26 protein-coding genes and 1 other RNA gene are annotated in these 25,901 nt (G+C 67.2%); 9 read left to right on the top strand and 18 right to left on the bottom strand.

The genetic code is table 11. From position 1 onward, the window contains the following. Positions 1–13 precede the first annotated feature (13 nt). On the top strand, positions 14–985 hold the full coding sequence (locus Q9246_RS04620) for a GlxA family transcriptional regulator (protein ID WP_306398076.1): 972 nt from the start codon (positions 14–16) through the stop codon (positions 983–985). On the opposite strand, the gene Q9246_RS04625 is transcribed toward Q9246_RS04620, so the two are convergent. The 3 genes from Q9246_RS04625 to Q9246_RS04635 form a co-directional block, all read right to left on the bottom strand. After that, on the bottom strand, positions 948–1,697 hold the full coding sequence (locus tag Q9246_RS04625) for an SDR family oxidoreductase (RefSeq protein ID WP_306395796.1): 750 nt from the start codon (positions 1,695–1,697) through the stop codon (positions 948–950). The two genes, Q9246_RS04620 and Q9246_RS04625, sit on opposite strands and share 38 nt — an antisense overlap. Before the next feature lie 135 nt (positions 1,698–1,832). Further along, the gene (locus tag Q9246_RS04630) at positions 1,833–2,297 is read right to left on the bottom strand and encodes an Ohr family peroxiredoxin (RefSeq protein ID WP_422802378.1); all 465 of its coding nucleotides are present in this window, start codon (positions 2,295–2,297) and stop codon (positions 1,833–1,835) included. 138 nt (positions 2,298–2,435) lie between these two features. Then, complete coding sequence (locus Q9246_RS04635) at positions 2,436–3,401, bottom strand: LysR family transcriptional regulator (RefSeq protein WP_306398078.1); 966 nt, start codon at positions 3,399–3,401, stop codon at positions 2,436–2,438. A gap of 265 nt (positions 3,402–3,666) precedes the next feature. On the opposite strand from Q9246_RS04635, the gene Q9246_RS04640 reads away from it, so the two are divergent. Beyond that, positions 3,667–4,077 carry a cupin domain-containing protein gene (locus Q9246_RS04640; RefSeq protein ID WP_306395799.1) on the top strand — a complete coding sequence of 137 codons (411 nt, stop codon included), beginning with the start codon at positions 3,667–3,669 and terminating at the stop codon, positions 4,075–4,077. 50 nt (positions 4,078–4,127) lie between these two features. Here the strand turns inward: Q9246_RS04640 and rpoH are convergent, their stop codons facing one another. The 4 genes from rpoH to ftsY all read right to left on the bottom strand — a co-directional run bounded on the left by rpoH (position 4,128) and on the right by ftsY (position 8,319). Next, positions 4,128–5,018, bottom strand: coding sequence for an RNA polymerase sigma factor RpoH (gene rpoH, locus Q9246_RS04645; RefSeq protein WP_005668172.1), 891 nt, complete (start codon positions 5,016–5,018; stop codon positions 4,128–4,130). A gap of 573 nt (positions 5,019–5,591) precedes the next feature. Further along, positions 5,592–6,521: a permease-like cell division protein FtsX gene (ftsX, locus tag Q9246_RS04650; RefSeq protein ID WP_306395802.1), complete on the bottom strand. Its 930-nt coding sequence runs from the start codon at positions 6,519–6,521 to the stop codon at positions 5,592–5,594. After that, complete coding sequence (locus Q9246_RS04655) at positions 6,518–7,189, bottom strand: cell division ATP-binding protein FtsE (RefSeq protein WP_306395804.1); 672 nt, start codon at positions 7,187–7,189, stop codon at positions 6,518–6,520. Before Q9246_RS04655 ends, ftsX begins: the two co-directional genes overlap by 4 nt. A gap of 14 nt (positions 7,190–7,203) precedes the next feature. Then, positions 7,204–8,319: a signal recognition particle-docking protein FtsY gene (ftsY, locus tag Q9246_RS04660; RefSeq protein WP_306395806.1), complete on the bottom strand. Its 1,116-nt coding sequence runs from the start codon at positions 8,317–8,319 to the stop codon at positions 7,204–7,206. A gap of 220 nt (positions 8,320–8,539) precedes the next feature. Here ftsY and Q9246_RS04665 point away from each other — a divergent pair, with 220 nt between their 5' ends. Beyond that, the gene (locus tag Q9246_RS04665) at positions 8,540–8,749 is read left to right on the top strand and encodes a hypothetical protein (protein ID WP_306395808.1); all 210 of its coding nucleotides are present in this window, start codon (positions 8,540–8,542) and stop codon (positions 8,747–8,749) included. A gap of 6 nt (positions 8,750–8,755) precedes the next feature. Here the strand turns inward: Q9246_RS04665 and Q9246_RS04670 are convergent, their stop codons facing one another. Both Q9246_RS04670 and Q9246_RS04675 read right to left on the bottom strand, forming a co-directional pair. Further along, on the bottom strand, positions 8,756–10,468 hold the full coding sequence (locus Q9246_RS04670) for a thiamine pyrophosphate-binding protein (RefSeq protein WP_306395809.1): 1,713 nt from the start codon (positions 10,466–10,468) through the stop codon (positions 8,756–8,758). Between the two features lie 151 nt (positions 10,469–10,619). Then, positions 10,620–11,216, bottom strand: coding sequence for a PEP-CTERM sorting domain-containing protein (locus tag Q9246_RS04675; RefSeq protein WP_306395811.1), 597 nt, complete (start codon positions 11,214–11,216; stop codon positions 10,620–10,622). Between the two features lie 215 nt (positions 11,217–11,431). Here Q9246_RS04675 and rnpB point away from each other — a divergent pair. The 6 genes from rnpB (at position 11,432) to Q9246_RS04705 (ending at position 18,265) form a co-directional block, all read left to right on the top strand. Then, an RNA gene (rnpB, locus tag Q9246_RS04680) (RNase P RNA component class A) lies at positions 11,432–11,779 on the top strand. Positions 11,780–11,871: 92 nt separating this feature from the next. Then, positions 11,872–13,365: a glycerol kinase GlpK gene (gene glpK / locus Q9246_RS04685; protein WP_306395813.1), complete on the top strand. Its 1,494-nt coding sequence runs from the start codon at positions 11,872–11,874 to the stop codon at positions 13,363–13,365. A 176-nt stretch (positions 13,366–13,541) separates the two neighbouring features. Further along, positions 13,542–14,063, top strand: a complete 522-nt coding sequence (locus tag Q9246_RS04690; protein WP_306395815.1) for a Csu type fimbrial protein — start codon at positions 13,542–13,544, stop codon at positions 14,061–14,063. A 12-nt stretch (positions 14,064–14,075) separates the two neighbouring features. Next, on the top strand, positions 14,076–14,825 hold the full coding sequence (locus Q9246_RS04695) for a fimbrial biogenesis chaperone (protein ID WP_306395817.1): 750 nt from the start codon (positions 14,076–14,078) through the stop codon (positions 14,823–14,825). A gap of 6 nt (positions 14,826–14,831) precedes the next feature. Beyond that, complete coding sequence (locus Q9246_RS04700) at positions 14,832–17,273, top strand: fimbria/pilus outer membrane usher protein (protein ID WP_306395819.1); 2,442 nt, start codon at positions 14,832–14,834, stop codon at positions 17,271–17,273. Next, entirely contained in the window at positions 17,270–18,265 is a 996-nt protein-coding gene (locus Q9246_RS04705) for a Csu type fimbrial protein (protein ID WP_306395821.1), read from the top strand. Before Q9246_RS04700 ends, Q9246_RS04705 begins: the two co-directional genes overlap by 4 nt. Here the strand turns inward: Q9246_RS04705 and Q9246_RS04710 are convergent. The 9 genes from Q9246_RS04710 to Q9246_RS04750 form a co-directional block, all read right to left on the bottom strand. After that, positions 18,243–19,010, bottom strand: a complete 768-nt coding sequence (locus Q9246_RS04710) for an ABC transporter permease (RefSeq protein ID WP_306395822.1) — start codon at positions 19,008–19,010, stop codon at positions 18,243–18,245. The genes Q9246_RS04705 and Q9246_RS04710 overlap by 23 nt on opposite strands. 2 nt (positions 19,011–19,012) lie before the next feature. Beyond that, positions 19,013–20,239 (bottom strand): ABC transporter substrate-binding protein, encoded by a 1,227-nt coding sequence (locus Q9246_RS04715; protein WP_306395823.1) that lies wholly within the window; start codon positions 20,237–20,239, stop codon positions 19,013–19,015. Positions 20,240–20,263: 24 nt separating this feature from the next. Continuing rightward, entirely contained in the window at positions 20,264–21,037 is a 774-nt protein-coding gene (locus Q9246_RS04720) for an ABC transporter ATP-binding protein (RefSeq protein WP_306395824.1), read from the bottom strand. Next, on the bottom strand, positions 21,034–22,119 hold the full coding sequence (locus Q9246_RS04725; protein ID WP_306395826.1) for an acyl-CoA dehydrogenase family protein: 1,086 nt from the start codon (positions 22,117–22,119) through the stop codon (positions 21,034–21,036). The genes Q9246_RS04720 and Q9246_RS04725 overlap by 4 nt, the downstream gene beginning before the upstream one ends. Next, positions 22,119–22,673 carry a carboxymuconolactone decarboxylase family protein gene (locus Q9246_RS04730; protein ID WP_306395827.1) on the bottom strand — a complete coding sequence of 185 codons (555 nt, stop codon included), beginning with the start codon at positions 22,671–22,673 and terminating at the stop codon, positions 22,119–22,121. Before Q9246_RS04730 ends, Q9246_RS04725 begins: the two co-directional genes overlap by 1 nt. Positions 22,674–22,704: 31 nt before the next feature. Continuing rightward, on the bottom strand, positions 22,705–23,727 hold the full coding sequence (locus Q9246_RS04735) for an AraC family transcriptional regulator (protein ID WP_306395829.1): 1,023 nt from the start codon (positions 23,725–23,727) through the stop codon (positions 22,705–22,707). A gap of 76 nt (positions 23,728–23,803) precedes the next feature. Next, a complete protein-coding gene (locus tag Q9246_RS04740; protein WP_306395830.1) occupies positions 23,804–24,061 on the bottom strand; it encodes a hypothetical protein in 258 nt (85 codons plus the stop codon). Positions 24,062–24,356: 295 nt separating this feature from the next. Beyond that, complete coding sequence (locus Q9246_RS04745) at positions 24,357–24,722, bottom strand: response regulator transcription factor (RefSeq protein ID WP_306395832.1); 366 nt, start codon at positions 24,720–24,722, stop codon at positions 24,357–24,359. A 139-nt stretch (positions 24,723–24,861) separates the two neighbouring features. After that, positions 24,862–25,491: a response regulator gene (locus tag Q9246_RS04750; RefSeq protein ID WP_306395835.1), complete on the bottom strand. Its 630-nt coding sequence runs from the start codon at positions 25,489–25,491 to the stop codon at positions 24,862–24,864. Between the last annotated feature and the right edge of the window lie 410 nt (positions 25,492–25,901).

Consider the following 25,901-nt stretch of genomic DNA (forward strand, 5'->3'; position numbering starts at 1 on the left):
CGGTTTTCCCGGCATGTGCATGCTCGACATCGCCGGTCCGCAGACCGTGTTCTGGTGCGCCTCGAAAGTCATGGAAGAGCGCGGCCTGCCGGGCTATGCGCGCCACCTGGTCAGCCTCGACGGCGGCCTGGTGCAGACCCTGGAAGGCGTGGCGATGCAGACGGAGCGCCTGGCCGACTTCGACCCCTGCGAGGTCGACACCCTGGTGGTGCCGGGCGCGCCGGACATCGTCGATGCCGTGCGGCGCGAGGCCACGCTGGTGGCCTGGCTGCGCGCGCGCGCCTTCGAGGCGCGCCGCGTATCGTCGGTGTGCACCGGCGCCTTCGTGCTGGCCGCCGCCGGCCTGCTCGACGGCAAGCGCGCGGCTACCCACTGGATGACCTACGACCTGCTGCGTGACAACTACCCGCGGGTCGAGGTCGACCGCGAAGCGATCTTCGTCCAGCATGGGGACACCTGGACCTCGGGCGGCGTCACCGCCGGGATCGACCTGGCGCTGGCGATGGTGGAGGCCGATTGCGGCCGCGAAGTCGCGCTGGCCGTCGCGCGCGAACTGGTGGTGTTCGTCAAGCGCCCGAGCGGCCAGCCCCAGCTGAGCTGGATGCTGCAGGCCCAGGCCGGCGATGGGCCGCTGTTCGACGAACTGCATATGTGGATCCTGGCGAACCTGGAACGGACCGACCTCAGCGTGGAGGTGCTGGCGGCGCGCATGCGCATGAGCCCGCGCAACTTCAGCCGGGTGTACAAGGACAAGACCGGCCAGACGCCGGCCCGGGCGGTCGAGCGCTTCCGCCTGGAAGCCGCCTGCCGCCTGCTGCAGGACTCGGCGCGCCACGTCGACCAGGTGGCCCTGCTGTGCGGCTTCGGCGACGAGGGCCGCATGCGCAAGTCGTTCCAGCGCCACCTGCACACCTCGCCCACCGCCTACCGCCACCGCCTGGATACCGTTACGCCGCCTGCGCCTTCAGCCAGTCATCGACCGTGACCGTGCCAAGGCGCGCTTCGCCTGCCGGCACCAGCGAGCCATCTTCCAGCACGGCGCCGAAATAGGGCGCCTGCGGGTCGGCCACGATCTTGCGCGCGTCGCCTTTCGCCTGCAGGTAATGCTGGACCAGGTCGGCCATCCGCACGCGCTCGGGGCCGGCGATCTCGACCACGCCGTTGCGCGGCGCGCCGAGCGCGTAGTCGGCCATGGCCAGCGCCACGTCGCCCGATGCGATCGCCTGGATGCTCGCCGACGGCAGGCGCAGCGTATCGCCTTCGCCCGCGGAGGCGGCGATCCCGCCCAGGAACTCGAAGAACTGGGTCGAGCGCACGATGGTATAGGGCAGGCCGGACTCGCGGATCAGCGCCTCTTGCGCGCACTTGCCGCGGAAGTAGCCGCTGGCGGGAAGGCGGTCGGTGCCGACCACCGACAGCGCGACGTGGTGCTTGACGCCCGCCGCCGTGGCCGCCCTCAGCAGGTTGCGGCCCGAGGTCGTGAAGAAGTCCATCACCGCGTCGTCGGCGAACGACGGCGAGTTGGCGACGTCGACCACGACGTCGGCGCCGGCCAGGGCGGCGGCCACGCCTTCGCCGGTCATGGTGTCGACCCCGGTGCTGGGGGAAGCGGCGACCGCTTCATGGCCGCGTTGCTGCAGGATGGCGACCAGCTTGCTGCCGATCAGGCCGCTGCCGCCGATGACGATGATTTTCATGATGTCCTTTCGATTCCCAGTGCGGCTGGGGCCGTGCGCGACGATTCGCAGTCGGTATCGAGTGTAGGAGCGTGCCTGGCGCGGCGGTAGGGCCGCCGCTGGCGGCACCGTGTTGAGCGCCAGGCGACAATCCGTTCAGCGCACCAGCGCCACCACGCACACGATGCCCTGGCGCGCCATCTTGGCGTAGGGGCAGATGCGCTCGGTGTTGCGGATGAGTTCTTCGGCGGTGGCGCGCGGCAGCCGCGGCAGGTCGATGCGGATCTCGGCCATCAGGGTGTACAGGCCGTCGACCGGATCGCGGCCGAAGGTCACCGCGGCGTCGACGGTGGCGCCGTCGAGCGCGATGCCGGCGCGCGTGGCCAGCAGGGTGAGCGCGCCGTGGAAGCAGGCGGCGAAGCCGGCCGCGAACAGCTGCTCGGGATTGGTGCCGCCGCCGGGCCCGCCCAGCGCCGCCGGCAGGCGCAGCGCGAGCTCCAGGTTGCCGTCGTCGGAGCGGGCGATGCCGGACGCGCGGCCATGCCCCGCCTCGCCGCCGCTGACGCGGACCGTGGTCGAGTACAGGGGTTCGAAATCGTCGCCGACGTATTTGTCGAGCATCGTGATGGGCGGGGGCGCCAGCCTGTTCTTCAACGCGGTCTCCAGGAGTGGTGAAAGCCCAGTGTAGGAAGGCGCGGCGCCGGCGGCTAGCGCCGCGGCGCTCACTGTCATGGTGCCTGTGGCGCAACAATCGTTGCTTCAGCCGGCGAAGTTGTTCAGGCAGTGCAGGTCGAGCGCGCGGATGCGCGGGGTGATGTAGTCGATGAAGACCCGGGTGCGCAGCGGCAGGTGGTGCCGGCTCAGGTAGCAGATATAGTGGCCGCGGTCGTCCGGCGCATGCTGCGGCAGGCAGGCGACCAGGCGGCCCGCGCGCAGGTGCTCGCACACCTGGTAGCCGGCCAGCTGCGCCAGCCCGGCGCCGTCGAGCACCGCCTGCAGCACCAGTTCGGCGTCGTTGAAGCTGTGGTTGGCCGCCGGCAGCAGGGTGCGGCGGCGCCCGTGTTCCTTGAATTCCCACTCGCACACCTGGCCCGAGGGCAGGCGCAGGTTGACGCAGCGGTGGCGCGCCACCTCGTCGAGCGTCTGCGGCAGGCCATGGGCGGCGGCATAGGCGGGCGCGGCGCAGACCAGCATCTGCATCGGGATCAGCTGGCGCGCCACCAGCTGGCTGTCGTCCAGCCGGCCGTTGCGGAACGAGACGTCGATGCGGTCGGCGATGAAGTCGAGCGGGCTGTCATCGAGGATCAGGTCGAGCCGGATGTCCGGATAGGCGGCGTGGAAGCCGCGCAGCAGCGGCGCCACGATCTTGCGGCCGAAGTCGCTGGCCGCGTGCAGGCGCAACTGGCCGCGCGGCACGCCGCAGCGCAGCTCGCGCATTTCTTCCACCGATTGCACGATCCGCTCGACGCCGGGCTTGCAGTTGGCGTAGAACTGTTCGCCTTCGCTGGTGAGCGAGGTGAGGCGGGTAGTGCGCAGGAACAGGCGGGTATCGAGCTGCGCTTCCAGTTTCTGCACGCTGCGGCTGACGGCCGAACGGCCGATGCCCAGGCGCTCGGCGGCCCGGGCGAACGAGCCTTCGTGGACCACGGCGATGAAGGCCAGCACGCCGGCATAGGTGGTGGAAAAGCTCGAGGCCAGCCCGTCCATGTCTGGCGTGGCCGGCATCTGCGGCGGCGGCGGGGTGAATTCACCGATCGCAAAGCGTTCGTTCTTCATGGCGTGATCTCGGATGTGGCTGTGTTACCTCTTCATGGTAGTGTCCGGCGATCTCTTTCGTAAATGACAAATAACGGCCGAATTGCGCCAAGGCCGGCCGGCCGCGATTGTTGCGTTTACGGCAGCAGTCTGAAGCCCGCCGCACGCCTGTTGCGGGGGCAGGGCGCGCCCTACACTGGTGGATGCAATGACATCACCAAGAAAGGAATTCGACATGTCGCGCTTGAGAAAATTCGCCGGAGCCGCCGGCCTCCTGATGACCCTGCCGCTGGCGGCGCCCGCCTGGGCGGCGGCGCTCGATCCGGTCGTCAAGGAACTGTTCACCAAGGCGCTGGACGACCATCCCGGCAAGGAAGTCCTCATGATTACCGTCGTCTATCCGCCCGGCGGCGGTGACCCCATCCACCGCCACGACGCGCACGGCTTCATCTATGTGCTCGAAGGTTCGATCGTGATGGGGGTGAAGGGCGGGAAGGAGCACACGCTGGGACCGGGCCAGACCTTCTACGAAAGCCCGCGCGACCTGCATACGGTGGGACGCAATGCGAGCAAGACCAAGCCGGCCAAGTTCCTGGTATTCCTGCTGAAGGACAAGAACAAGCCGTTCTTCATGCCGGTGCAGTAATAATGCAAAAACCCGCCGAAGCGGGTTTTTGGAGAGAGCGACCAACCGGCTTACACGTAAGCCGCCAGCGCGCCTTTCATCTTCTTGAGCGCCGCCGATTCGATCTGGCGGATGCGCTCGGCCGACACGCTGAATTCTTCGGCCAGCGTGTGCAGGGTGGCGCCCGAGCCGTCGTCGTTGGCCAGCCAGCGCGCCTCGATGATGCGGCGCGAACGGGGGTCGAGCTTGCCCAGCGCCGTTTCCAGGCCCTCGGACTGCAGGCGGGTGACCTGCTCGGCTTCGAGCACCTTGGTCGGTTCCTGCTGGTCCGACGACAGGTAGGCGATCGGCGAGAACTTGTCGTCTTCGTCGTCGGTCGGCGATTCCAGCGCGATGTCGCGGCCCGAGAGGCGGGTTTCCATCTCGATCACTTCTTCGCGCTTGACGCCCAGCAGCTTCGCCAGGTCGTCGACCTGGCCAGGGGACATCGCGTCCAGGCCGGTCTTGTTGCTGCGCAGGTTGAAGAACAGCTTGCGCTGGGCCTTGGTCGTGGCGACTTTTACCAGGCGCCAGTTCTTGAGAATGTACTCATGCATCTCGGCCTTGATCCAGTGCATGGCGTACGAGACCAGGCGCACGCCCTGGTTCGGGTCGAAGCGCTTGACCGCCTTCATCAGGCCAATATTGCCTTCCTGGATCAGGTCGGCGTGCGGCAGGCCATAGCCCAGGTAGCCGCGCGCGATCGACACCACCAGGCGCAGGTGCGACAGCACCAGCTTTTGAGCGGCGTCGAGATCGTGGTCGTCGCGCAGGCGCTTGGCCAGCGAGACTTCTTCTTCGTGCGTCAGCATCGGCAGGCGGTTGACGGCCGAGATATAGGCGTCGATATTGCCCAGATTGCCGGTGAAACCCAGTCCCAGAGCACGACTGCCGGTCGGAACCAATGCGGATTGTGCGGACATATTCATTTCCCTCGTAGTAATCTTGCTGCATCCTCAATGTGCCACAACTTATTGCCTTGCGGCAGCACTGTTACGGCTTGTTACCCGGATGCCTGACTTGTGTTCGATAGCCTTGGACCCTATATTAGCACTCCCCCGGGGAGAGTGCCAGACGCGGTCCCGGCGCTTAAGATTGTTCAAAGTATTGCCCAGGGGAATCAAATTGCCGACGGTTCCACTGTAGAGCAGGACTTGCATGACCAGTTGATTTGTCTCACAAATGAGCCAGGAACGACTGGAAACTCACGTTAGATACAGGTTACGGCGGTGGACGCCCGTACTCTGTTGAATGGCGCACGTAGCCACGGCGCAGCTTGTAGGACTTTTGCGCGTGGGTGCGTAGGGAGTGGCAGCTAGGCCGTAGGATTCATTGCAGTGTCATGCGGGATGATCGTGTCCATAAGGAGGCAGGCAGCCGCACGGAAGGGCCGCCTCGCCCTGTTACCCGAGATGGTGACGCTTATCGCAATTTCAACACCTGCCCACGCATTTTTTTAGCGCAAGATTGTAGGAGCCGCCACCGGCGGCCCCCGCTCACCGGTGCCGCGCCAGATGGCGCCGCACCGACAGCAGCGCGCCGACCAGGCCCAGCCCGGCGCTGATCGCCAGCAGGCCGCCGATTTCCAGGCCGCCCAGCGGCGCCAGCTGGAAATTCGAGCCGTAGAGCCGGGCGAATTCGCCGATCGCGCCGTTCAGCGGCCGTAGCGCCAGGGTCACTGCGCCCAGCGCCACCGCACCGGCGCACAGGCCCAGCAGGGCGCCGGTATAGAAGAAGGGACGGTGGATGAAATCGTTGGTCGCGCCCAGCAGCCTGGAGACCGAGATCTCTTCTTTCTGCGTCAGCACCTGCAGGCGGATGGTGTTGAACACCACCGCGATGACGACGATGCCCAGGGTCGCCGCCAGCAGCAGCAGCGCCAGGCGCAGGATGGCCAGCATCGCGGCCAGGCGCTTGACCCAGGCCGTATCGACCTGCACCGTCTCGACGCCCGGCAGCGCGCCCAGGCGCTCGGTGATCAGGTCGACCTGGTCGGCGGCGCCGGCGCTGGCGAAGCCTTCCAGCTTCATCACATAGCTGTCGGGCAGGGGATTGTCGCCCAGGGTCTCCAGCACGTCGCCCAGGCCGCTTCGCTCCTTGAGCGAAGCGAGCGCCTGCTCGCGCGGGATGAAGGCGATCTCGGCCCCTGCCTGCCCTTGGGGTGCGACGATCTGGCGGATGCGCGGCGCCAGCGCCTCGGCGTCGGCGCGGGCGGTGTCTTCGCGCATGAAGACGCTGATCTCGGGATCGACCGACAATTGCTCGGACAGGGGCCGGACATTGTCGAGCAGGGTGATGCCCGCGAACGGCAGGGTCAGCGCGAACGCGACCACCAGCACATTGAACAGGAAGCTGCCGGGCGACTTGCGCACCGTCGACAGCGCGGCCCCGAGGGCGAAGCGGTGCTGGCGCAGCCACGGGCTCATGCCGCACCTCCGACCAGTTGGCCCTGCTCGAGGCGGATCACGCGCGCGGCGCCTTCCAACACCTGCTCATCGTGGGTCGAAATGACGCAGGTCACGCCGGCGGAGTGGAAGGCGCGCAGCGCGTCGAGCACCTTGTCGGCCGCCACCCGGTCGAGGTTGGCGGTGGGTTCATCGGCCAGGATGATCTGCGGCCGGTTGACGATCGCGCGCGCCACCGCAACCCGCTGCTGTTCGCCACCGGACAGTTCGAGCGGCATCGCCCTGGCGCGGTCCAGCAGTCCGACGCGGTCGAGGGCGGCGCGTGCGCGCTGGGCGGCGTCCGCCGTGCGGGCGCCCGTCACCAGCAGCGGCAGCATGGTATTGGCCAGGATGTTGCGGTCGTTGAGCAGGCGCTGCTGCTGGAAGATGATGCCGATATTGCGGCGCAGGAAGGGGATCCCGGCCGGCTTGAGGCGGCCGATGTCCTGGCCATTGACGGTCACCACGCCGCTGCTGGGACGCTCGACCGCCGCCACCATCTTCATGAGGGTCGACTTGCCGGCGCCCGAGGGCCCGGCCAGGTAGACCAGCTCGCCCTTGGCGATGTCGAGGGTGACGTCGTGCAGCGCATACGCGCCGCGCGCATCGCCGTGTGTATATTGCTTGGATACCGACTGGAATGCGATCATGGGTCCCTAACCTGTCAACCGAGCAGCGCTTCGACGAATTCTTCGGCGTTGAACGGCTGCAGGTCTTCCAGCTTCTCGCCGACGCCGATGAAGTACACGGGGATCGGACGGGTGCGGGCGATCGCCGCCAGCACGCCGCCCTTGGCGGTGCCGTCCAGCTTGGTCACGACCAGGCCGGTCAGCTGCAGCGCATCGTCGAAGGCCTTCACCTGGGCCAGTGCGTTCTGGCCGGTATTGCCGTCGATGACGAGCAGCGTCTCGTGCGGCGCGCCATCCATGCCCTTGCCGATCACGCGCTTGATCTTCTTGAGCTCTTCCATCAGGTGCAACTGGGTCGGCAGGCGGCCGGCGGTGTCCACCATCACGACATCCGTCCCGCGCGCCTTGCCCGACTGCACCGCGTCGAAGGCGACGGCGGCCGGGTCGCCCGACTGCTGCGAGATCACGGTGACGTTGTTGCGCTGGCCCCAGACCATCAATTGCTCGCGCGCGGCGGCGCGGAAGGTGTCGCCGGCGGCCAGCAGCACCGACTGGTCGAAGCCCTGCATGTGCTTGGCCAGCTTGCCGATGGTGGTGGTCTTGCCGGCGCCATTGACGCCCGAGATCATCATCACCAGCGGTTCGTGGCGGCCCAGTTCGAGCGGTTTCTGCAACGGCATGAGCAGCTCGATCATCAATTCCTTGAGCGCGGCCTTGACGGCGGCGGCATCGAGCAGTTTTTCTTCCTTGACCTTGCGCCGCAATTCGTCCAGCAGGTGCTGGGTGGCGTCCATGCCGGCATCCGACATCAGCAGCGCGGCTTCGAGTTCCTCGTACAGGTCTTCGTCGATGCGGGCGCCGACGAACAGCAGCGACAGGTTGCTCGAGGTCTTGGACAGGCCGGCCTTCAGGCGCGCCATCCACGAGGTTTTCTTTTCAGCCTCGGTGGTGGGGCGTTCGGCGGTTTCGGGGAACAGGTTGGCGCCTTCGTGCAGGACGCTGGCCTCGATGGGGGTGGCCGCTTCGATGGCCGGGGCCGCGGCGGCCGGCGTGGGCGCGGGGGCAGGCGGCGGGACCGCCGGCACGGCTGGCACGACCGGTTCCGGCGCCGGTGTTTCAGGCGTTTTTTTTCTCTTGAAGAAGCTAAACATAGTGTCTGGTGGCGGGACTGCGTGCGGACGCCGGCGTGGCCGGCGATGAAAAAACTAGCGAATATTTTACCAGAGCAGCAATATCGAACCGGTTTGCACGCGAGCGGAACCACGACCGCACACGGCTGTCATATCTTCGGCGTCTGCTGGGCAGTGGGACGCCTGGTTACGCTACATTGACGACAGAGAGATCAACCGCAACCAGCAAACGGGGCACACCGTGAAAATCTCCAATTTCTTCAGGCGGCTGGTGGTTGGCGACAAGGCCATCGGCGGCCGCGCCGGCATCCTGCGCAGCGCCGTGGTCTGGGCCTTCATCGCTCTCGTCGCGCTATTCTTCACCCAGCCGACCGGCGAACCGGCCAGCGTCTTCGACGGGCCGATCCTGTTGCCGGCCGAACTGGGCCTGGAGCGCTGGCCGCCGTCCTAGTGCCTGTCAACCCCGCGACTTGGCGGCTTCGGCCTGCTTGCGGATCGTCTCCAGCGTGGCGTTCGGCGTGATCAGGTTGCCGTCGTAGCGCAGTTCGATCACGGCCGGCAGCTTGTGGCGTTCGGCGTGTTCGAGCGCACGGCGCAGTGCCGGCGCGAAATCGGCGGTCTGGTCGACGACCTCGCCATGGCCGCCATAGGCGCGCGCCAGCGCGGCGAAGTCCGGATTGTGCAGGCCCGTGCCCGACACCCGGCCCGGGTAGGTGCGCTCCTGGTGCATGCGGATGGTGCCGAACATATTGTTATTGAAGACCAGGATCACGACCCCGGCGCCGTATTGCACGGCGGTCGCCAGTTCCTGGCCGGTCATCATGAATTCGCCGTCGCCGGCGAAGGTCACCACGGCGCGCTCCGGCCACACGATCTTGGCCGCCACGCCAGCCGGCACCGCGTAACCCATCGCGCCGCTGGTCGGCGCCAGTTGGGTGCGCATGCCGCCATAGCGGTAGAAGCGGTGGGCCCACGAGGCGTAGTTGCCGGCGCCATTCGTGATGATGGCGTCGTGCGGCAACTGGTCCATCAAGTCCTGCACCACCTGCCACAGGTCGAGCGGCACGCCTTCTCTCAAGAGGGCCGGCTGCGCCTGCCAGGCGGCCAGTTCGGCCTTCGCCTCGGCCACGCTGTTTGCCCAGGCGCTGCTGTCGACCGGCGCCATCGCGGCCAGCATGGCGCAGGCTTGCGGCATGCCGCTGGCGATCATCAACTCTCCCTGGTAGACGCTGCCCAGTTCTTCCGGGTCAGGGTGGATATGCACCAGGCGCTGGCGCGGCACCGGCGCTTCCAGCAGCGTATAGCCGCCGGTGGTCATCTCGCCCAGGCGCGGGCCGATCGCGATCACCAGGTCGGCCTCCTTGACGCGCGCGGCCAGCTTCGGGTTGATGCCGATGCCGACGTCGCCCACGTAGTTCGGATGCGCGTTGTCGAGCAGGTCCTGGAAGCGGAAGGTGCAGCCCACCGGCAGGCGGTTGGCTTCGGCGAAGCGGGCCAGGTCGGCGCAGGCCTGCGCATTCCAGGTGCCGCCGCCCAGCAGGACCAGCGGGCGTCGACTCTCGGCCAGCATCGCGCGCAGCGTGGCAATCTGCGCGCCGGACGGCGCGCCGTGCGACGGCTGGTAGGGGCGGGTGTCGGCCACTTCGGCGGTCGTCACCAGCATGTCTTCCGGCAGCGCCAGCACCACCGGGCCGGGGCGGCCGCTGGTGGCGACCTGGAAGGCGCGCGCCAGGTATTCGGGAATGCGGTCGGCGCGGTCGATCTGGGCCACCCATTTCGCCATCTGGCCGTACATGCGGCGGTAGTCGATTTCCTGGAACGCCTCGCGGTCGACGAAGTCGTTGCCGACCTGGCCGATGAACAGGATCATCGGGGTCGAGTCCTGGAACGCGGTGTGCACGCCGATCGACGCATTGGTGGCGCCGGGACCGCGGGTGACGAAGCAGATGCCCGGTTTGCCGGTCATCTTGCCGTAGGCCTCGGCCATGAACGCCGCGCCCCCTTCCTGGCGGTTGATCACGAAGCGGATGTCCGAATCGTGCAGCGCATCGAGCACGTCCAGGTAGCTTTCGCCGGGGACGCCGAAGGCGGTGTCGACGCCGTGGACGCGGAGCGCGTCGACCAGCAGTTGGCCGCCGGTGCGGGAAGGGTGCGGGGTAGGGTCCGTCATTGAATCATCCATGTCAAAGAGGCTATCCGGGCATTCTAGGCGAGCGGCCCGGGAACAGCTTTTGAAATGGCGACATCAAATTACAGAAAAGACGAGGTGGTCGATTCTGGCCGTTCCGGTCGATACGGCCAATCGACCGGAAGGGCCCCAATCAGCGCATTGTCGTTGCGGCCGATTTGCGCGCGCCGCGCCGGCCCGCATAACGCATCGTGGCGAGGCCTGCTGCCAGCAGCAATGCGCTCGCCGGTTCCGGCACCGGCGACGGTGCGTCGATCGTGTCCACGCCGAACGTGAAGCTGCCGTTCCAGAATCCGTCCGTGCCGAAGAAATAATCGTCCCAATCCTCGAAGAACTCAACACGCAGCAAGCCGTCCGTGCCCACCTGGAACGACAGGCCCAGGTCGACCAGGTCGGCGAAACCGGAATAGCTGGCAGAGCCGGGGAACTCGTCGCCGAGTCCTGGCGTGAAGAACACGCCATTCGCAAAATCGGTGCTTTCGAACGCCACTACCATCTCTGACAGATAGCTCGGGTCGAGTGCCGTCAGGGTGAGGTCGAAGGCGATACTGGTGATGGTCGAGTTGGCGCCCACATCGACCGTGCCCACGAAGTTGTCAGGGTCGCCCAGTCCACCGTAGCTGGGAATATCGAAGAGGTCGACGGTGATGCTGACCGGCGCGGCGAATGCGGAAGCGGATGCGAGGAACGACAAACCGACGAGCAGTTTCTTGAACGTTTTCAGCGACATGTGAATTCTCCCTGGTAGTTGGAGCCATGTTGGTACGCAACAACCGTGCCTGCGCTGCCAGGCCCTTCCAGCTGATTGATTTCTTTAAGATAATGAACAGTGCATAGTGCCGACATCAGTGGAATGTAAGATTTATCGACAACTTGCGTCACAGTTTATTTTTCAGTGAGCGCAGTCGCAGCCAATGGCGCCCGCATCGGTTACAATGCGCCCGTGAAGCAGGCCAGACAGTCGCTGGTCCACGCCGCAAGGTCGTGGACGGGAGGAAGGTCCGGACTCCATAGAGCGGGGTGACGGTTAACGGCCGTCCGCTGAAGTCCGCTGGCGCAAGCCAGCGGTATAAGGCGAGGAATAGGGCCACAGAGACGAGCGTATTCAGTTACGGTGAAACGCGGTAACCTCCACCTGGAGCAATTCCAAATAGGCACGCGTTGATGTTGCTCGCGGAGCGTGCGGGTAGGAAGCTTGAGCGCTGGAGTAATCCAGCGCCTAGAGGAATGATTGTCCAAGCGTCGCCGCAAGGTGGCGCTACACAGAATCCGGCCTATCGGCCTGCTTTACATATAATTCCTGGCGCGGGCGCCATGCCCTGCGCCTGTCGACGGTCGTCCCGGACCGCTAGCGTTCCGCGCCGGCCGCGCTGCCGGAGACGCCATTGACGCAATACATCCTCGCTCTCGACCAGGGCACGACCAGTTCGCGCGCCATCGTGTTCGACCATGCCGGCTTGCCGGTGGCGAGCTGCCAGCGTGAATTTCCCCAGCACTTCCCCCAACCTGGCTGGGTCGAGCACGACCCGCTCGATATCTGGCACAGCCAGCTCGCCTGCGCGCGCGAGGCATTGGCCCAGGGCGGCATCGCGCCGTCGCAGATCGCGGCGATTGGCATCGCCAACCAGCGCGAGACCACGATTTTGTGGGACCGCGCCAGCGGCGAGCCGGTGGCCAATGCCATCGTCTGGCAAGACCGGCGCACGGCCGGCGCCTGCGACCGCCTGCGCGAAGCGGGCCACGCGCCATTGATCCAGGAACGCACCGGTCTCGAGATCGACGCCTATTTTTCCGCCACCAAGCTGCAGTGGCTGCTGGACCACGTTCCCGGCGCGCGCGCCCGGGCCGAAAAAGGCGAGCTGGCCTTCGGCACCGTCGACAGCTGGCTCATCTACCGCCTGTGCGGCCGCCACGTCACCGACACCGGCAATGCCGCGCGCACGATGCTGTTCAACATCCACACGCTGGCCTGGGACGAGGACTTGCTGGCGCTGTTCGGCATCCCGCGCGCGCTGCTGCCCGAGGTCGTTCCCAGCGCCGGCACGGTCGGCCTGGCGGCCGCGGAATGGTTCGGCCATGCGATCCCGATCGCCGGCATCGCCGGCGACCAGCAGGCCGCCACCTTCGGGCAAGCCTGCCACCGCAAGGGCCTGGTCAAGAATACCTACGGCACCGGCTGCTTCATGCTGATGCATGCGGGCGATGCTGCGCCGCTCTCCCGCAACCGCCTGCTGGCGACGGTCGGCTGGACCGTCGACGGCCGTACCGACTACCTGCTCGAGGGCAGCGTGTTCATGGGCGGCGCCACCGTGCAATGGCTGCGCGACGGCTTGGGCATCATCCGCCAGTCGGGCGATGTCGAGGCCCTGGCTACCAGCGTGCCGGACAGCGGCGGCGTGATGCTGGTGCCGGCGTTTACGGGCCTTGGGGCGCCGCACTGGGACCCGTATGCGCGCGGCACGATCCTCGGCATGACGCGCGGCACCACGGCCGCCCATATCGCGCGCGCCGCGCTCGAGGCCATCGCCTACCAGAGCGCCGAACTGTTGAACGCGATGCAGAAGGACGCCGCCTGCGCCGTCACCGAACTGCGCGCCGATGGCGGCGCGGCGCGCAACGCGCTGCTGATGCAATTCCAGGCCGACCTGCTCGGGGTCGAGGTGGTCTGCCCGCGCGTCACCGAGACCACCGCCCTCGGCGCGGCCTACCTGGCGGGCCTGGCCTGCGGCTACTGGGAATCGCTGGAGGCGATCGCGGCGCAGTGGCAGGTCGAGCGTCGCTATGCGCCGCGGATGGACGCCGGCCGCCGCGAAGAATTGATGGAGCGCTGGGGGCGGGCGGTCGGGCATGCGCGGTCGTGGGCCATGCCGGAGAGCTAGGGCCGTATTGTGGCAATTCAGCAACATTGTTGCGTAAAACCAGCAAAATTGAAATAGTCGATAAAAGTGATGAAATTGATTTGATTCCGCACGGAAACGCGGTATCATATTTTCCGAGTTGAGTAATTCCGTGCGCATCATGGTGATCGCGCCCTCGACCGACCTGGAGAATAGAAATGATGTCGACCCCGAACCGTAACCGCGCAGCAACCCGCGTCCTGGCTGCTGTCCTGGCCGCCGTCATGCCTTTCACCAGCGCCGTCGCCGCCAGCCCGGCCACCGCCAAGTTCGACGTGACGATGAGCGTCGTGGCCGACTGCACCGTCACCGCGACCAGCCTCGATTTCGGCCAGACCGGCCTGATCACCTCGGCCAAGAACGGTCAATCCAACTTGACTGTGACATGCACCAACACGACGCCTTACAATGTGGGATTGGATGCCGGTACCGGCGCCGGTTCGAGCGGCACGACGCGTTTCCTGTCGGGCAGCAGCGGCGCGAATACCGATAAAGTGAAATTCAATCTGTACCGTTCGCCGGGCGCGGGCCTGTGGGGCAACACCCAGGGCACCGATACCCTGGCCGGCACCGGTAATGGCGACAAGCAGACCCTGACCGTGTACGGCGAGATCCCGGTGCAGAATGCGCCGACGCCGGACAACTACAAGTCGCAAATCACGGCATCCGTTTATTTCTAAACTGGAGTGTGCATGCGGAGTCTTCGCTGCGCCGCCATCGCGGCGGCCCGCTTTACAGCCTTGTCCCTAACCCTGGGCGCCAGCACGCTGGCGCATGGCGCCAACCTGCAGATTTCGCCGGTCTCGATCAGCTTCCAGCCGGGCCAGAACGCGGCCGGCATCCAGCTCCAGAACAATGGCGATACGCCGCTGTACGGCCAGGTGCGCGTCTATGCCTGGGACCAGCGTGACGGCAACGACGCCCTGACCCCGACCACGCAACTGGTGGCCAGCCCGCCGGTGATCGAGGTCGCCCCCAACAGCACCCAGACCATCCGCCTGGTGCGCCGCGCCGGCGCGCAAGCCGCCCCCGGCGGCGCCGAGCAGACCTTCCGCATCCTCATCGACGAACTCCCGCGCGGCGACAGCCCGCAGGGCAATGTCGCGATCCGCCTCCAGTATTCGGTGCCGGCCTTCGTGCTGCCGGCCGACGGCCAGGCCGCGCCCAGGCTCGAATGGAGCACCTTCCAGCGCAACGGCGCCTGGCACCTGCGCGCCTTCAACACCGGCAACCTGCACGCCCAGATCGGCGCCACCAGCGTACGCATCGGCGAGCGCGACGTCGAACTCTCCAAGGGCCTGCTGGGCTATGCGCTGCCGAACCGTGCCCGCGAATGGCAGTTGCCGGCCGACGTGGCGGCCGGCATGCCGGCGCCGCTGGCGATCCAGGCCATGGTGAACACCCGGCCCCAGTCCGCCAGCGCCGCCGTCGCCAGGGACTGATTCCCCGTGCGGCACTCGACCCGCGGCCTGCGATGGCGGGCGCTGCGCTCGTCCTGCCTGCTGGCCCTGAGCCTGACGCCGATCGCCGCCGCCGTCGCGCAAGTGGCGCAGCCGGCGCCCGCCCCCGCATCCGCCGAAGCGGCGCAGCCGGTCGAACTCTTTCTTGAAACCAGCATCGACGGCCAGCCGACCGGCCAGATCGTCTCCGTCTTCCAGACCGGCGCCACGCTGCGCATGACGGTCGAGACCCTGCGCGAGCTGGGCCTGGACCCGGCCCGCTTCGGCGTGGCCGGGCGCAGCGATTTTTCGCTGGACGAGGTACGCGGCATGCGCTGGGCGTATGACCCGGCCAGGCAGGCCCTGGCGCTGACCCTGACCGACGCCCTGCGCGAGCAGCGCGTGCTGAGCGCGCGCACGGTACGCAAGGCCGGCCCGGCCCAGGCCAGCCGCGGCATGCTGCTCAACTACAATGTGTTCGGCCAGAGCAGCTCGCGCTCGATGGCCGGCACGCTCGACCTGCGCTATTTCGACCGCCATGGTTCTCTCAACAGCACCGGCGCCGCCGTGCTGCGCGGGCCGGGGCAGGGCTATACGCGCTACGACACCAGCTGGACCCGCTCGTCGCAAGACCAACTGTCGACCTGGCAGTTCGGCGACATCGTCGCCCCGGCGCTCAGCTGGACCCGCGCCATGCGCCTGGGCGGCGTCGAATGGCGCCGCAATTTCGACCTGCGGCCCGACCTCGTGACCTATCCGGTGGCCTCGGTCGCCGGGTCGGCCGTGGTGCCCACCAGCGTCGACCTGTACGTGAACGGCGTGCGCCAGTTCAGCGCCGCCGTGCCCACCGGTCCCTTCGTGGTCGACCAGGTCACGGGCCTGAACGGCGCCGGTCAGGCCACCGTGGTCACCCGCGACGCTTTGGGGCGCGAAGTCGCCACCACCTTGCCGCTGTACGTCGACACCCGCCTGCTGGCGCAGGGCCTGAGCGATTTCGCGCTCTCGGTCGGCGCATTGCGGCGCGACTACGGCCTGCATTCCTTCCGCTACGGCAGCCCGGCGGCGCTGGCGTCGTGGCGCCACGGCTGGAGCGATACCATGACGCTCGAGGGACATGCCGAGGCCGGCAGCGGCCTGGTGCTGGCCGGGGCCGGCGTGCTCAAGCGCATCCCGAACGCGGGCGTGCTCAGCGCCGCGCTGGCCGCGAGCGTCGGCCACCATCGCGGCGGCCAGGTCAGCCTCGGCTACCAGTACGTATCGCCGCGCTTCGCCTTCGACATGCAGTCGGTACGCGCCAGCCGCGACTACGGCGACCTGGGCGTGCTCGAAGGCGTGCCGGTGCCGCGCGCGCTCGATCGCGCCACGCTGAGCACCTCGTACCGCGGCAATGGCTTGAGCGTGAGCCTGATCCAGCTGCGCCTGCCGGCCGCGACCAGCTTCGGCCTGGGGTCCGATCCGCTGGGCGGCGGGATTGGCGCGGGAACGCCGATCGGCCCGGTCGAAGACCTGCCGGCCGTCACCCGCAATGTGTCGCTGGCCTGGTCGCGCAGCGTCGGGCAGCGCGGCAACCTGAGCGTCAGCGCCTTCCAGGACCTGAAGCGGCACGCCGAGCGCGGCATCACCGCCACCTTCAGCATGGCCTTCGATTCGCGGGTCTCGTTCAATACCAACGGGGGCCGCCAGCGCGGCGACAGGACGGCCGCGATGTCGCTCGGACGGGCGCCGGACTTCGAGGGCGGCATCGGCTGGGCGCTGCAGTCCGGCATGGCCGGCGACCAGCGCTACCACCAGGCGCAAGTCCAGTACCTGGGTTCGCACGGCCGCGCCGGCATCGCGACCCAGCGCGTGAACGGCATCAGCAACACCAGCCTGGACTTCAGCGGCGCGCTGGTGGCGATGGACGGCACGCTGGTCGCGGCGCGCCAGGTCGGCAACGGCTTCGCCCTGGTCTCGACCGGCGCGCCCGGCCTGCCGGTGTTGCAGGACAACCGCGTGATCGGCCGCACCGACCGCAATGGACGCCTGTTGGTGCCGGACCTGCAGCCGTACGCCGCCAACCGGATCGCGATCGATCCGTCGTCGCTGCCGCCCGACACCCGCATCGCGGGCAGCAGCCAGGACGTGGTGCCACGCGAGTTTGCCGGCGTGGTGGCGCGCTTCGAGATCGAACGCTATGCGGCCGCGACCCTGATGCTGGTCGGGCCCGACGGCCAACCACCCGAGGTCGGCACGCCCGCGCGCCTGGAAGGCGCGGCCACTGAAAATACAACCGGCGCGGTGGTCGGTTACGATGGCGTGCTGTTCGTCGAAGGATTGCGCGCGCATAACCGGGTGACGGTCGGGACCGGCGCGGATGCCTGCGAGGTGCGTTTCGACTACAAGCCGGTGGAGGGCGAGCTGCCGACCATCGGACCGCTGGCATGCCAGCCCGTGCAAGGAAGACAACCATGATGAAGACGATGACACCGCTGCGCTGGCTGCTGGCGGCGCTGCTGCTGTGGCTGATGGCTGCGCCCGGCGCGCGCGCCGACAACTGCGTGGCCAATATGACCGACGTCGACTTCGGCGTGATCAGCCCGCTCGCCAGCACCGATTACACGGCGCGCGGCACCCTGACCGTGACCTGCTACTGGACGCTGGGCCAGTCGCCGCTGCTGCTGCCGGCCGCCAACGTGTGCGTCAACCTGGGCACCGGCAGCGGCGGCGGCACCGGCGATCCGCGCTACATGACCAGCGGCGCGCGGCGCCTGGCCTTCAACCTGTATGGCGATCCCTCGTACACCTCGGCCTGGCTGTGGGGCGGCAATACCAGCACCATCGGCGCCAAGCCGATTGCCGGGACGCTGATCGGGCTGCTGGGGCTGGGCGGCGTGACGCAGAGCGTGACCATCTATGGCCGCATCCCCGCGGCCAGCCTGGTGGGCGTGGGGACCTCGGGCAATGTCGACACGCTGTACACGGCCAGTTTCGCCGGCCACGGCACCGTGCAGTATTCGTTCGGGGCCGGCAAGGCGTGCACCGCGGGCGTCACCGAGGCCTTTGCCTTCCAGGCGCGCGCCACCGTGACCAACGACTGCCAGATCAGCGCCGGCAACCTGGTGTTCGGTTCGGGCAGTCCCTTGAGCGAGCGGCGCGCCAGCGCGCCCCTGAGCGTGACCTGCACCGCCAACAGCAGCTACCAGATCTCGATGAACGGCGGCCAGTCCGGCAACCCGGCGGCGCGCGCCATGAAGAACAGCGTCACCGGCGAAACGCTGGGCTACCGGATCTCGTCCACCCCGGACGGCGCGATCTGGGGCGACGGCAGCGGCGGCACCCTGGTGTACACCGGCACCGGCACCGGCGTGACGCAGAGCGTCATGATGCACGGCCTGGTGCCGCGCCAGCGCGCGCCCACGCCGGGCAACTACCGCGACACGATCACGGTGCAGTTGACGTTCTAGCCGAGTGCAGCCAGCGCGCGTGCACGAAGCGCGCCGCATAGTCGAGCGCGTAACCGAGCAGGCCGATCAGGATGATGGCCGCCGTCAGTTCCGAATACGCAAGGCGGTCGCGCGTATCGAGGATGAAGTAGCCGAGGCCGGCCGACACACCCAGCATCTCGGCCGGCACCAGCACGATCCAGATGATGCCGATCGCGAGGCGCACACCGGTCAGGATCTGGGCGGTGATGCCGGGCAGGACCAGGCGCCAGATGACTTCCCATTTGGTGGCCGACAGCGAGCGTCCCAGCAGCATCCAGTTGGGGTCGAGCTGGGCCACGCCGGCGGCGGTACTGAGCATCAGCGGCCACACGGCGGCGAACGCCAGCAAGAAATACACCGGCGCGTCGCCCACGCCCAGCACCATCACCGCCAGCGGCATCCACGACAGCGGCGACACCATGCGCAGCAGCTGGAACAGCGGCGTGCTGGCCTGGTTGAAGGCCTTCGACATGCCGGCCAGGATCCCGAGCGGCACGCCGAACAGGATCGCGAAGCCCAGGCCGATGGCTACCCGCTCGAGGCTGGTGGCCACGTGCAGCCAGATGTCCGGCCCCAGCACCATCGCGTGGAAGGCCTCGAAGGTCGCAAGCGGGGCGAACATGGCCGCGATCGGCGTGGTCTCTTCCAGGCCCTTGACACCCCAGGACCACAGCAGCAGCGCGATCGCAAAGCCGGCGACCGGCCACAGGAAACGTCCCAGCATCGTCAGACCGCGATCGTCTCGGTGCGCAGCAGGTTGGCCGGCAGGCCGAACTTGGCAGGACCACCGACGGCGGCGATCGACTTGCGCACGAAGCGGTCGTCGACCAGGTCGCGCGCCACGAATTTCGGATCGAGCTTGGCCAGGAAGCTGGTGTCGCCCTCGACCTTCGTCTGGCCGATGGCGCGCACCAGTTCCTCTGTGTACGAGGCGAACGGGAACGGCTGGAAGTCGATGCGGCGCTGGTTCCAGGCCGGGTGGGCGACGATGCGGCGCTTCTCGTAATCCGAATAGTCGGTGGTGGCCAGCACCTTGGTCAGCGCCTGCAGGTTATGCGGCGTGTACTTATTGGGGCCGGTGGCGGCCAGCAGCTTGGCCGTCTCGACCTGGTTCGAACGCGACCACAGCTGGGCGTTGACGATGGCATTGGTGACGCGCTGCGACCATTCCGGCCGGTCGTTCAGGTCGCGCTCGGCCAGGAAGGTCACGCAGCAGGCGTGGTTCTTCCAGACGTCGCCCGAGAAGCGCAGCACCTTGCCGATCTTCGCGTTCTCGGCTGCCGCATTGAAGGGCTCGGCCACGATATAGCCGGCGATCGACTTGGTCGCCAGCGCCGACACCATCTCGGATGGCGCCAGCACAATGAGATTGACCTCGTTAGGCTTGAGGTCTGCGCCACGCGCGCGGGTCACGACGGTCAGCTTGTTGGCGCCCAGGATTTTCTGCAGCAGGATATTGTGGATCGAGTACCAGAACGGGATCGCGACCGTCTTGCCGCCCAGGTCGGCCACCGAGTTGATCTCGTTTTGCACCGTCAGGGCCGAACCGTTGATGTGGTTCCACGCCACCACCTTGGCCGGGAATTTCGAGCCGTAGCGCACCCACAGGGTGGCCGGCGACAGCATGTGGATCACATTGACCTGGCCGGCGACAAACGCCTCGATGATCTGGGCCCAGCTGCGGAACAGGCGCGGCGTCTCGACCTTCAGGCCCTGCTGTTCGAACAGCTTGCGGCCGTGCGCCACCAGCAGCGGGGCGGCATCGGTGATCGGCAGGTAGCCGATTTTCACCGGCTGGTCGTCGCCCTTGAAGTTCTGCGCCATCGCATCGCCCGCGAACAGCAGCGGCGACGCCGCGGCGGCGCCGGTCAGCGCCGACATGCGCAGGAAATCGCGCCGGGTCATGCCGCAATCGCAGTCGGAAGAAACGCAGATGTGGATCGGGTCGGTCATGTGATTTTCCTTGTTGTAGTGGGTTCAGGCGCCGTCGCGCAGCGCCTTGATGATGTCCAGGCGCAGGGCGACGACCCCCTCGGCATGTTCGTCGCGCGGGCGCGGCAGGTCGACTTGCCATTCTCTCACGATGCGTCCCGGTTGCCCGGCCATCAGGAGGATGCGGTCGGCGACCAGGATCGCCTCGTCGATGTCGTGGGTCACCAGCAGGGCGGCGGTATGCCAGCGGTGCACCAGGTCGACCAGCAGGGCCTGCATCTCGGCGCGCGTGATCGCGTCCAGCGCCGAGAACGGTTCGTCGGCGAACAGCAGCTCGGGCTGGCGCGCCAGGGCCCGCGCCAGCGCCACGCGCTGGGCCTGGCCGCCGGACAGCTGGGCCGGATAGGCATGCGCGCGTTCGGCCAGGCCGACCGCCTCGATGGCGTCGCGCACGCGGGCCTTGCGGGCATCGCGGTCGATCGCCGGCTGGCGCGCGAAATCGAGGCCGAAGCCGACATTGCCTTCGACGTTCAGCCAGGGCAGCAGGCTCGGTTGCTGGAACACGAGCGCCGCGCGCGGATGCGGGGCCAGGAGCGGCTCGCCCAGGAATGCCACGCTGCCGCCTTGCGCCGGACTGAGGCCGGCCAGGCCGCGCAGCAGGGTCGACTTGCCGCAACCGCTGCCGCCCAGCAGGCAGACGATCTCTCGCTTGTCGATGGTGAGCGAGATGTCGTCGACCACGGTCTTGCCGCCGTAGCCGATGCGCAGGCTGGATGCCGACAGCGCGGTCGCGCCCTGTTCGATCGCGGCCGCCGTCATGCCGCGGCGTGCTTCGCGAGTTCGACCTGCAGCTGCGTCAGGCTCGGGGTCACGATGGGAATGAAGGCCGATTCGCGCCAGCGGCGCGCGAAGCTGCGGTCGCGGTCGACCAGGTAGGCGCGCCCGCCGCTGGCCTGCAGCTCGAGCATCACGGCCTGCTGCACGCTCTCGGCCAATGCGATGCGCAGCCTGAACATCGGCGCCGCGGCGGTCTTGAAACGGCCGTCGGCCACGCCATCCTTCAGCTGTGTCACCAGTGTCTCGAGCGCCGCCTGCTGGGCTTCGATGCGTTCGAGCAGCGGGCCGCGCATGGCGGTGGAGAGCGCGTGTGCGGCGCGCAGGCTGGCGCGCGCCAGGCCGATCGACAGGCCGCATTGCAGGCCCAGGAAAGAGGGACGCACGCCCGGCAGCCAGGCGCGCGCGTTCGGATGCAGCACCTCGCCTTCGCCAATCTGCACGCCTTCGATCCTGACGGCGGCGGTATTGCTGCCGCGCAGGGCCAGCAGTTCGAGGTCGGGGCTGCGCGTGACGCCGGCGCTGTCGCTGATGAAGGCGACCACCGCGGGCGGCAGGTCGCCGGCCGAGTTGACGGCGGCGGCGGCGATGAAGCCTTCCTTGCGCAGGTTGGTGATCCAGGCCAGCGAGCCGTCGAGCTGCCAGCCCTGTTCGTTCGGGGTGGCCGTGATCTGCAGCGACTCGATCCCGGACAGGAATTTCATTGCGTTCGACAGGCCCGTGGCGCCAGCGAATTCGCCGCGCATCAGTGGCCCGATCCAGCGCGCGCGCATGGCCGCGTTGGGGCTTTGCAGCAGGTATTCGATGAAGGTGCGCTGGCCCCAGAACACGAAGGCGGCGGTGACGGAGTGCTCGGCCACGGCGGCGATGGCGTCGATCGCATCGGTCGTGGCGCCGCCGTTGCCGCCCAGGTCTTGCGGGACGCCGATGGCGAACAGGCCGGCGCCGGCCAGGCGCGGCACGACTTCGGAGGCCAGCTCGGGAGTGCTGTCGAGCTGGTCGGCATTGGCCTGCAGCCAATCACACAGATCCGCAGGCAGGCGCGTCGTTTGTTCGCCGTTCGACATCAGATGGCTCCGCTGGCGAAGGGTTGCAGCTGCGGGTTGATGGTGCTGCCGGCCAGGGTATTGGCGAAGTTGCACAGGGTAGCCAGGCTGATGCCCAGCACGACTTCGAGCGCCTGCTGGTCGTTGTAGCCGGCGGCCTTGAAGGCGGCCAGGGCGTCGTCGCTGACGCCGCCGCGGGTGGCGATCACTGCCTCGGAGAACACGCGCACGGCGTCGAGTTTCGCGTCGCCGGTGTCCTGGCCCTGCTGCATGGCGCGCACGGTGTCGACCGGCAATTGCGCCTTCTTGATGGCGATCGCGGTATGGCCGGCGATGCAGAAGTCGCAGCCGTGGATGCGGGCGGCGGTGATCTGCACGACTTCGCGCTCGGGCAGGGTGAGGCTGGTCTCGGCATTGATGCCCGAGACCGTCATATAGGTCTGCAGCGCTTGCGGCGAGTTGGCCAGCACGCCGATCAGGTTGGGCAGGAAGCCGTTGTTGGCGACGGCCTTGTCCACGAAGGGACGGCTGCCTTCGGGCGCGGTTTCTTGGGTATGCAGGGTCAGGCGGGACATGGCGACTCTCTCGAAATAAGCGTTGGGCCTGTTATTTTAGCGGCGATCCGAAAACACGTCCGGACACGCCCGTCCTTGTTTTCTGCTCGATCGTCCGAATCGGGCTGGCATGCGACGTCTTGACGGGAACGTGCCGGCCGCGCCGGAAGCGGCCCGGATGCTCGCCCATCACTTTATGGAAGGCGCGAGAGAAGGCGGCATACGAGTTGTAGCCGACGTGGCCGGCGGTGCGCTCGACCGTGTCGCCGCCATGCAGGCGCTGGGCCGCGATCTTCATGCGCAGCAGCAACAGGAACTGGGCCGGCGCCTGGCCGCTGGCCTCGCTGAAGTGTTTATAGAAGCTCGAGCGCGACATATGGGCCGCGCGCGCCATGTTCTCGGTCGACCAGTCCTGGCCGGGTTCCTGCATCATGCGGTCGAGCAGCGGCGAGAATTCGGGCCGGCTGGCTACCGCCAGCAGGCCGGTGGCGATGTCCTGCTGGCGCGCCGCATGGCGGATCGCATAGAAGAACATCAGTTCGGCCAGGCGCGCGACCAGCGGCGAGGGCGCCTCGGGGTCGCGCGGCGGCTCGAGCAGGATCAGGTCGAACAGCGCATTGAGCGCGCGCAGCGCCGGCTCGTCGGCGCGCAGCACTAGGCTGTCGGGGAAGGAATCGGCGATCAGGGTGCTGAGTGCGCTGCGGAAGTGGAAGAAGCCGCAGGCCAGCGCCGTGGCGTCCGGCGCCGCCGCTCCCAGTGGCTGCATCGGCACGCCGGGGCGGGCGGTGGCCGGGTCGGCGTCGGGACTCAGGAAGTGCGGCGTGTCGCGCAGGAGGAACACGCCGTCGCGTGCGCGCAGGTGGACCGGGGCGCGGCCCTCGACGTGCAGGTAGCATTCGCCGTGCAGGGCCAGGTGGAAGCTGCCCAGGCCGCGGCCGGCGGTCGAGGCTTGCCAGCGGCCGCAGTATTGGCCGAGATGGAAGACGGTCGCTTCCAGCTGCACGCTGTCGATCAGCCAGTGCACGAGGCGGTCGGCATTGTCGGTGCTATCGGTGGAAGGGGCGGAATGATTCACTCAGCCATTATCCGCGCCGGCCGGCAGGCCGCCTACGAAGAAAAACCGATATGCAAATAAGAAAAGCGTCTAGCTTTTAGAAATACACCGTTACCTGGCGCGCATCTTGCGAGACGGTGCGCTGCGACGGCGCGTTGCCGGTGTCGAGCAGGTAGGGCGTGGCCGGGCTGGCGCAGGCGACGTCGACGGTGTTGGCGACGCTCACCGAGCAGGTGGCCACGACCTGGAAACCCACCTCGAAGCTGGCAGTTGCGACGCGCGCGTCCGCCACGGCCGGCAGGGCCAGGGTGGCGGCGGCCAGGCTGGCCGCGAGGAGACGGGATGCGCGCAACATGATGAACGAAGCCAGGAATTGAATGATGAATATCGAATGAAGTGCATCATAGCGGCTTTGCCGGCGGGGCGCGCGCGAAGGCCTTCCGGCGGCTGTGGATGGCGCCGAAGGTTGATTTCGGGTTTGGCGGGATTGTCTGCGCGTCAGGCAGTGCAGGCGGGTCTTGGCAATGTCGGCGCAGTCCGAACATTGGCAGGAGTGCCATAAAATTTTCGGATTTACGGAATTGACAAGGAATTTAGAGAAATGACTCTAAAAGAAAGTTTTGTTTCTTAAACTCAACATTCCGGCGTGTTCAAGCCAGCAGGCCGGTGACGGCGTCCAGCAATTCGCCAGGGCTGAACGGCTTGACCAGGTAGAGATCGGCGCCGGCCGCCATGCCGGCCGCGATATCGCTTTGCTGGCCGCAGGCCGACAGCAGGACGATGCAGGTCGCGGCATTGCGTGGATCGCGCCTGAGTTCGGCGCAGACGTCGAGGCCGCTGCGGCCGGGCCCGAGCCAGATGTCGAGCATGACCAGTTCGGGACGTTCGCGCGCGAACAGGTCCAGTGCCTGGTCGGCATTGGCGGCTTCGACAATGCGTCCCAGCGATTGCAGGCTGAGCGAGATCAGCAGGCGCAATTCGTCCTGGTCGTCGACGACGAGGATGGTCCTAGCCATGGTCGCGTGCGGGCCGGAAAGATGGCCGGGGTGCAGAATGGATGAGCGGGAACGCGGGCATGGCGGCTTCCTGGTTAGGCCGGACGCGCGTCGCGCCGGGCTTCCAGCATAGCAGCTTGGCGCCGGTCGGGACAGGCTTTCAGGCCAGTTCCAGGCTGTTCTCCACGGCATCGCGCAGTTCATTGAACGGCACAGGCTTGGGGAAAACCGGGATGTCGGACGGCAGGCCCATGGCCGTGATCGTCGCACGGTCGAGGCCGCTGACCACGATCATGTTCATGCCGGCCGTGCCGGCGTCTTCGCGCAGGGTGCGGATCATGCGGAAGCCATCCATGCCGGGCATGCTCAGGTCGCTCACCAGCAGGTCGGGACGCCGCTCGCCGATGCGGATCAGGGCTTCGAAGCCATTGTTCGCCTTGACTATATCGAGGTCGAGGCCCCAGTTCTCCATCTCGAGCTCGTACAGGCGCAGCATCAGCGGATCGTCGTCGACCACCAGCACGCGCCGTCCGCCCGGCGCTGGCGCGGCCGGCGGCGCCGGAGGGTGGCCGGCGATGGCGAGGCGGCGCCCTTCGACCAGGCGGTTGACCGATTCCACCGTGATGCGGCGGTGGCCGCCGGCGGTGCGCCAGGCTTGCAGCGTGCCGTTCTCGACCCACAGCTGCACCGTGCGGTGCGAGACGCCCAGGGTGGCCGCGGCCTCCTTGGTCGAGCAATAGTCGGCGGCGTTATAGCTGGGCGCCGGCTGCGGGTCGGATAGGGTTTTCATATTTTGCCGATCTTACGATTTTAGTTTCTCAAAGTCAAAATAGTTAATTGCGAACAGTGCTTGGTGCGCCACAGTTGTCAATAACCGCCGTGCCGGGTTTTATGCCATTGCGGCCCGCGATGGAGGTAGCGCGGCAACAGGTCTTACTTTGCACTACTGTATGCCCGTACAGGGTATGGAAAAGGGATTGGTTGTTTCCGTGTGTCAATATTTTTCTTTTCGTTGACGTTGCTCAAACGTAAACATCGTCAGTACAACTCAGGCCTCACCTTCACACTTCATGCTAAGTCCCTAATTTCATGGGGTTTTTGTTCAGCTGGAAGCGGCCGTCGCGCGCCTAAGTCCTTGGTTTCATTGGAAAAAGTCGATTCCCTCAATCGTGAATTCGCTTGACCGTCAACATTGCTTCC

This window comes from Telluria beijingensis (assembly GCF_030770395.1).
Taxonomy (GTDB): Bacteria; Pseudomonadota; Gammaproteobacteria; order Burkholderiales; family Burkholderiaceae_D; genus Telluria; species Telluria beijingensis.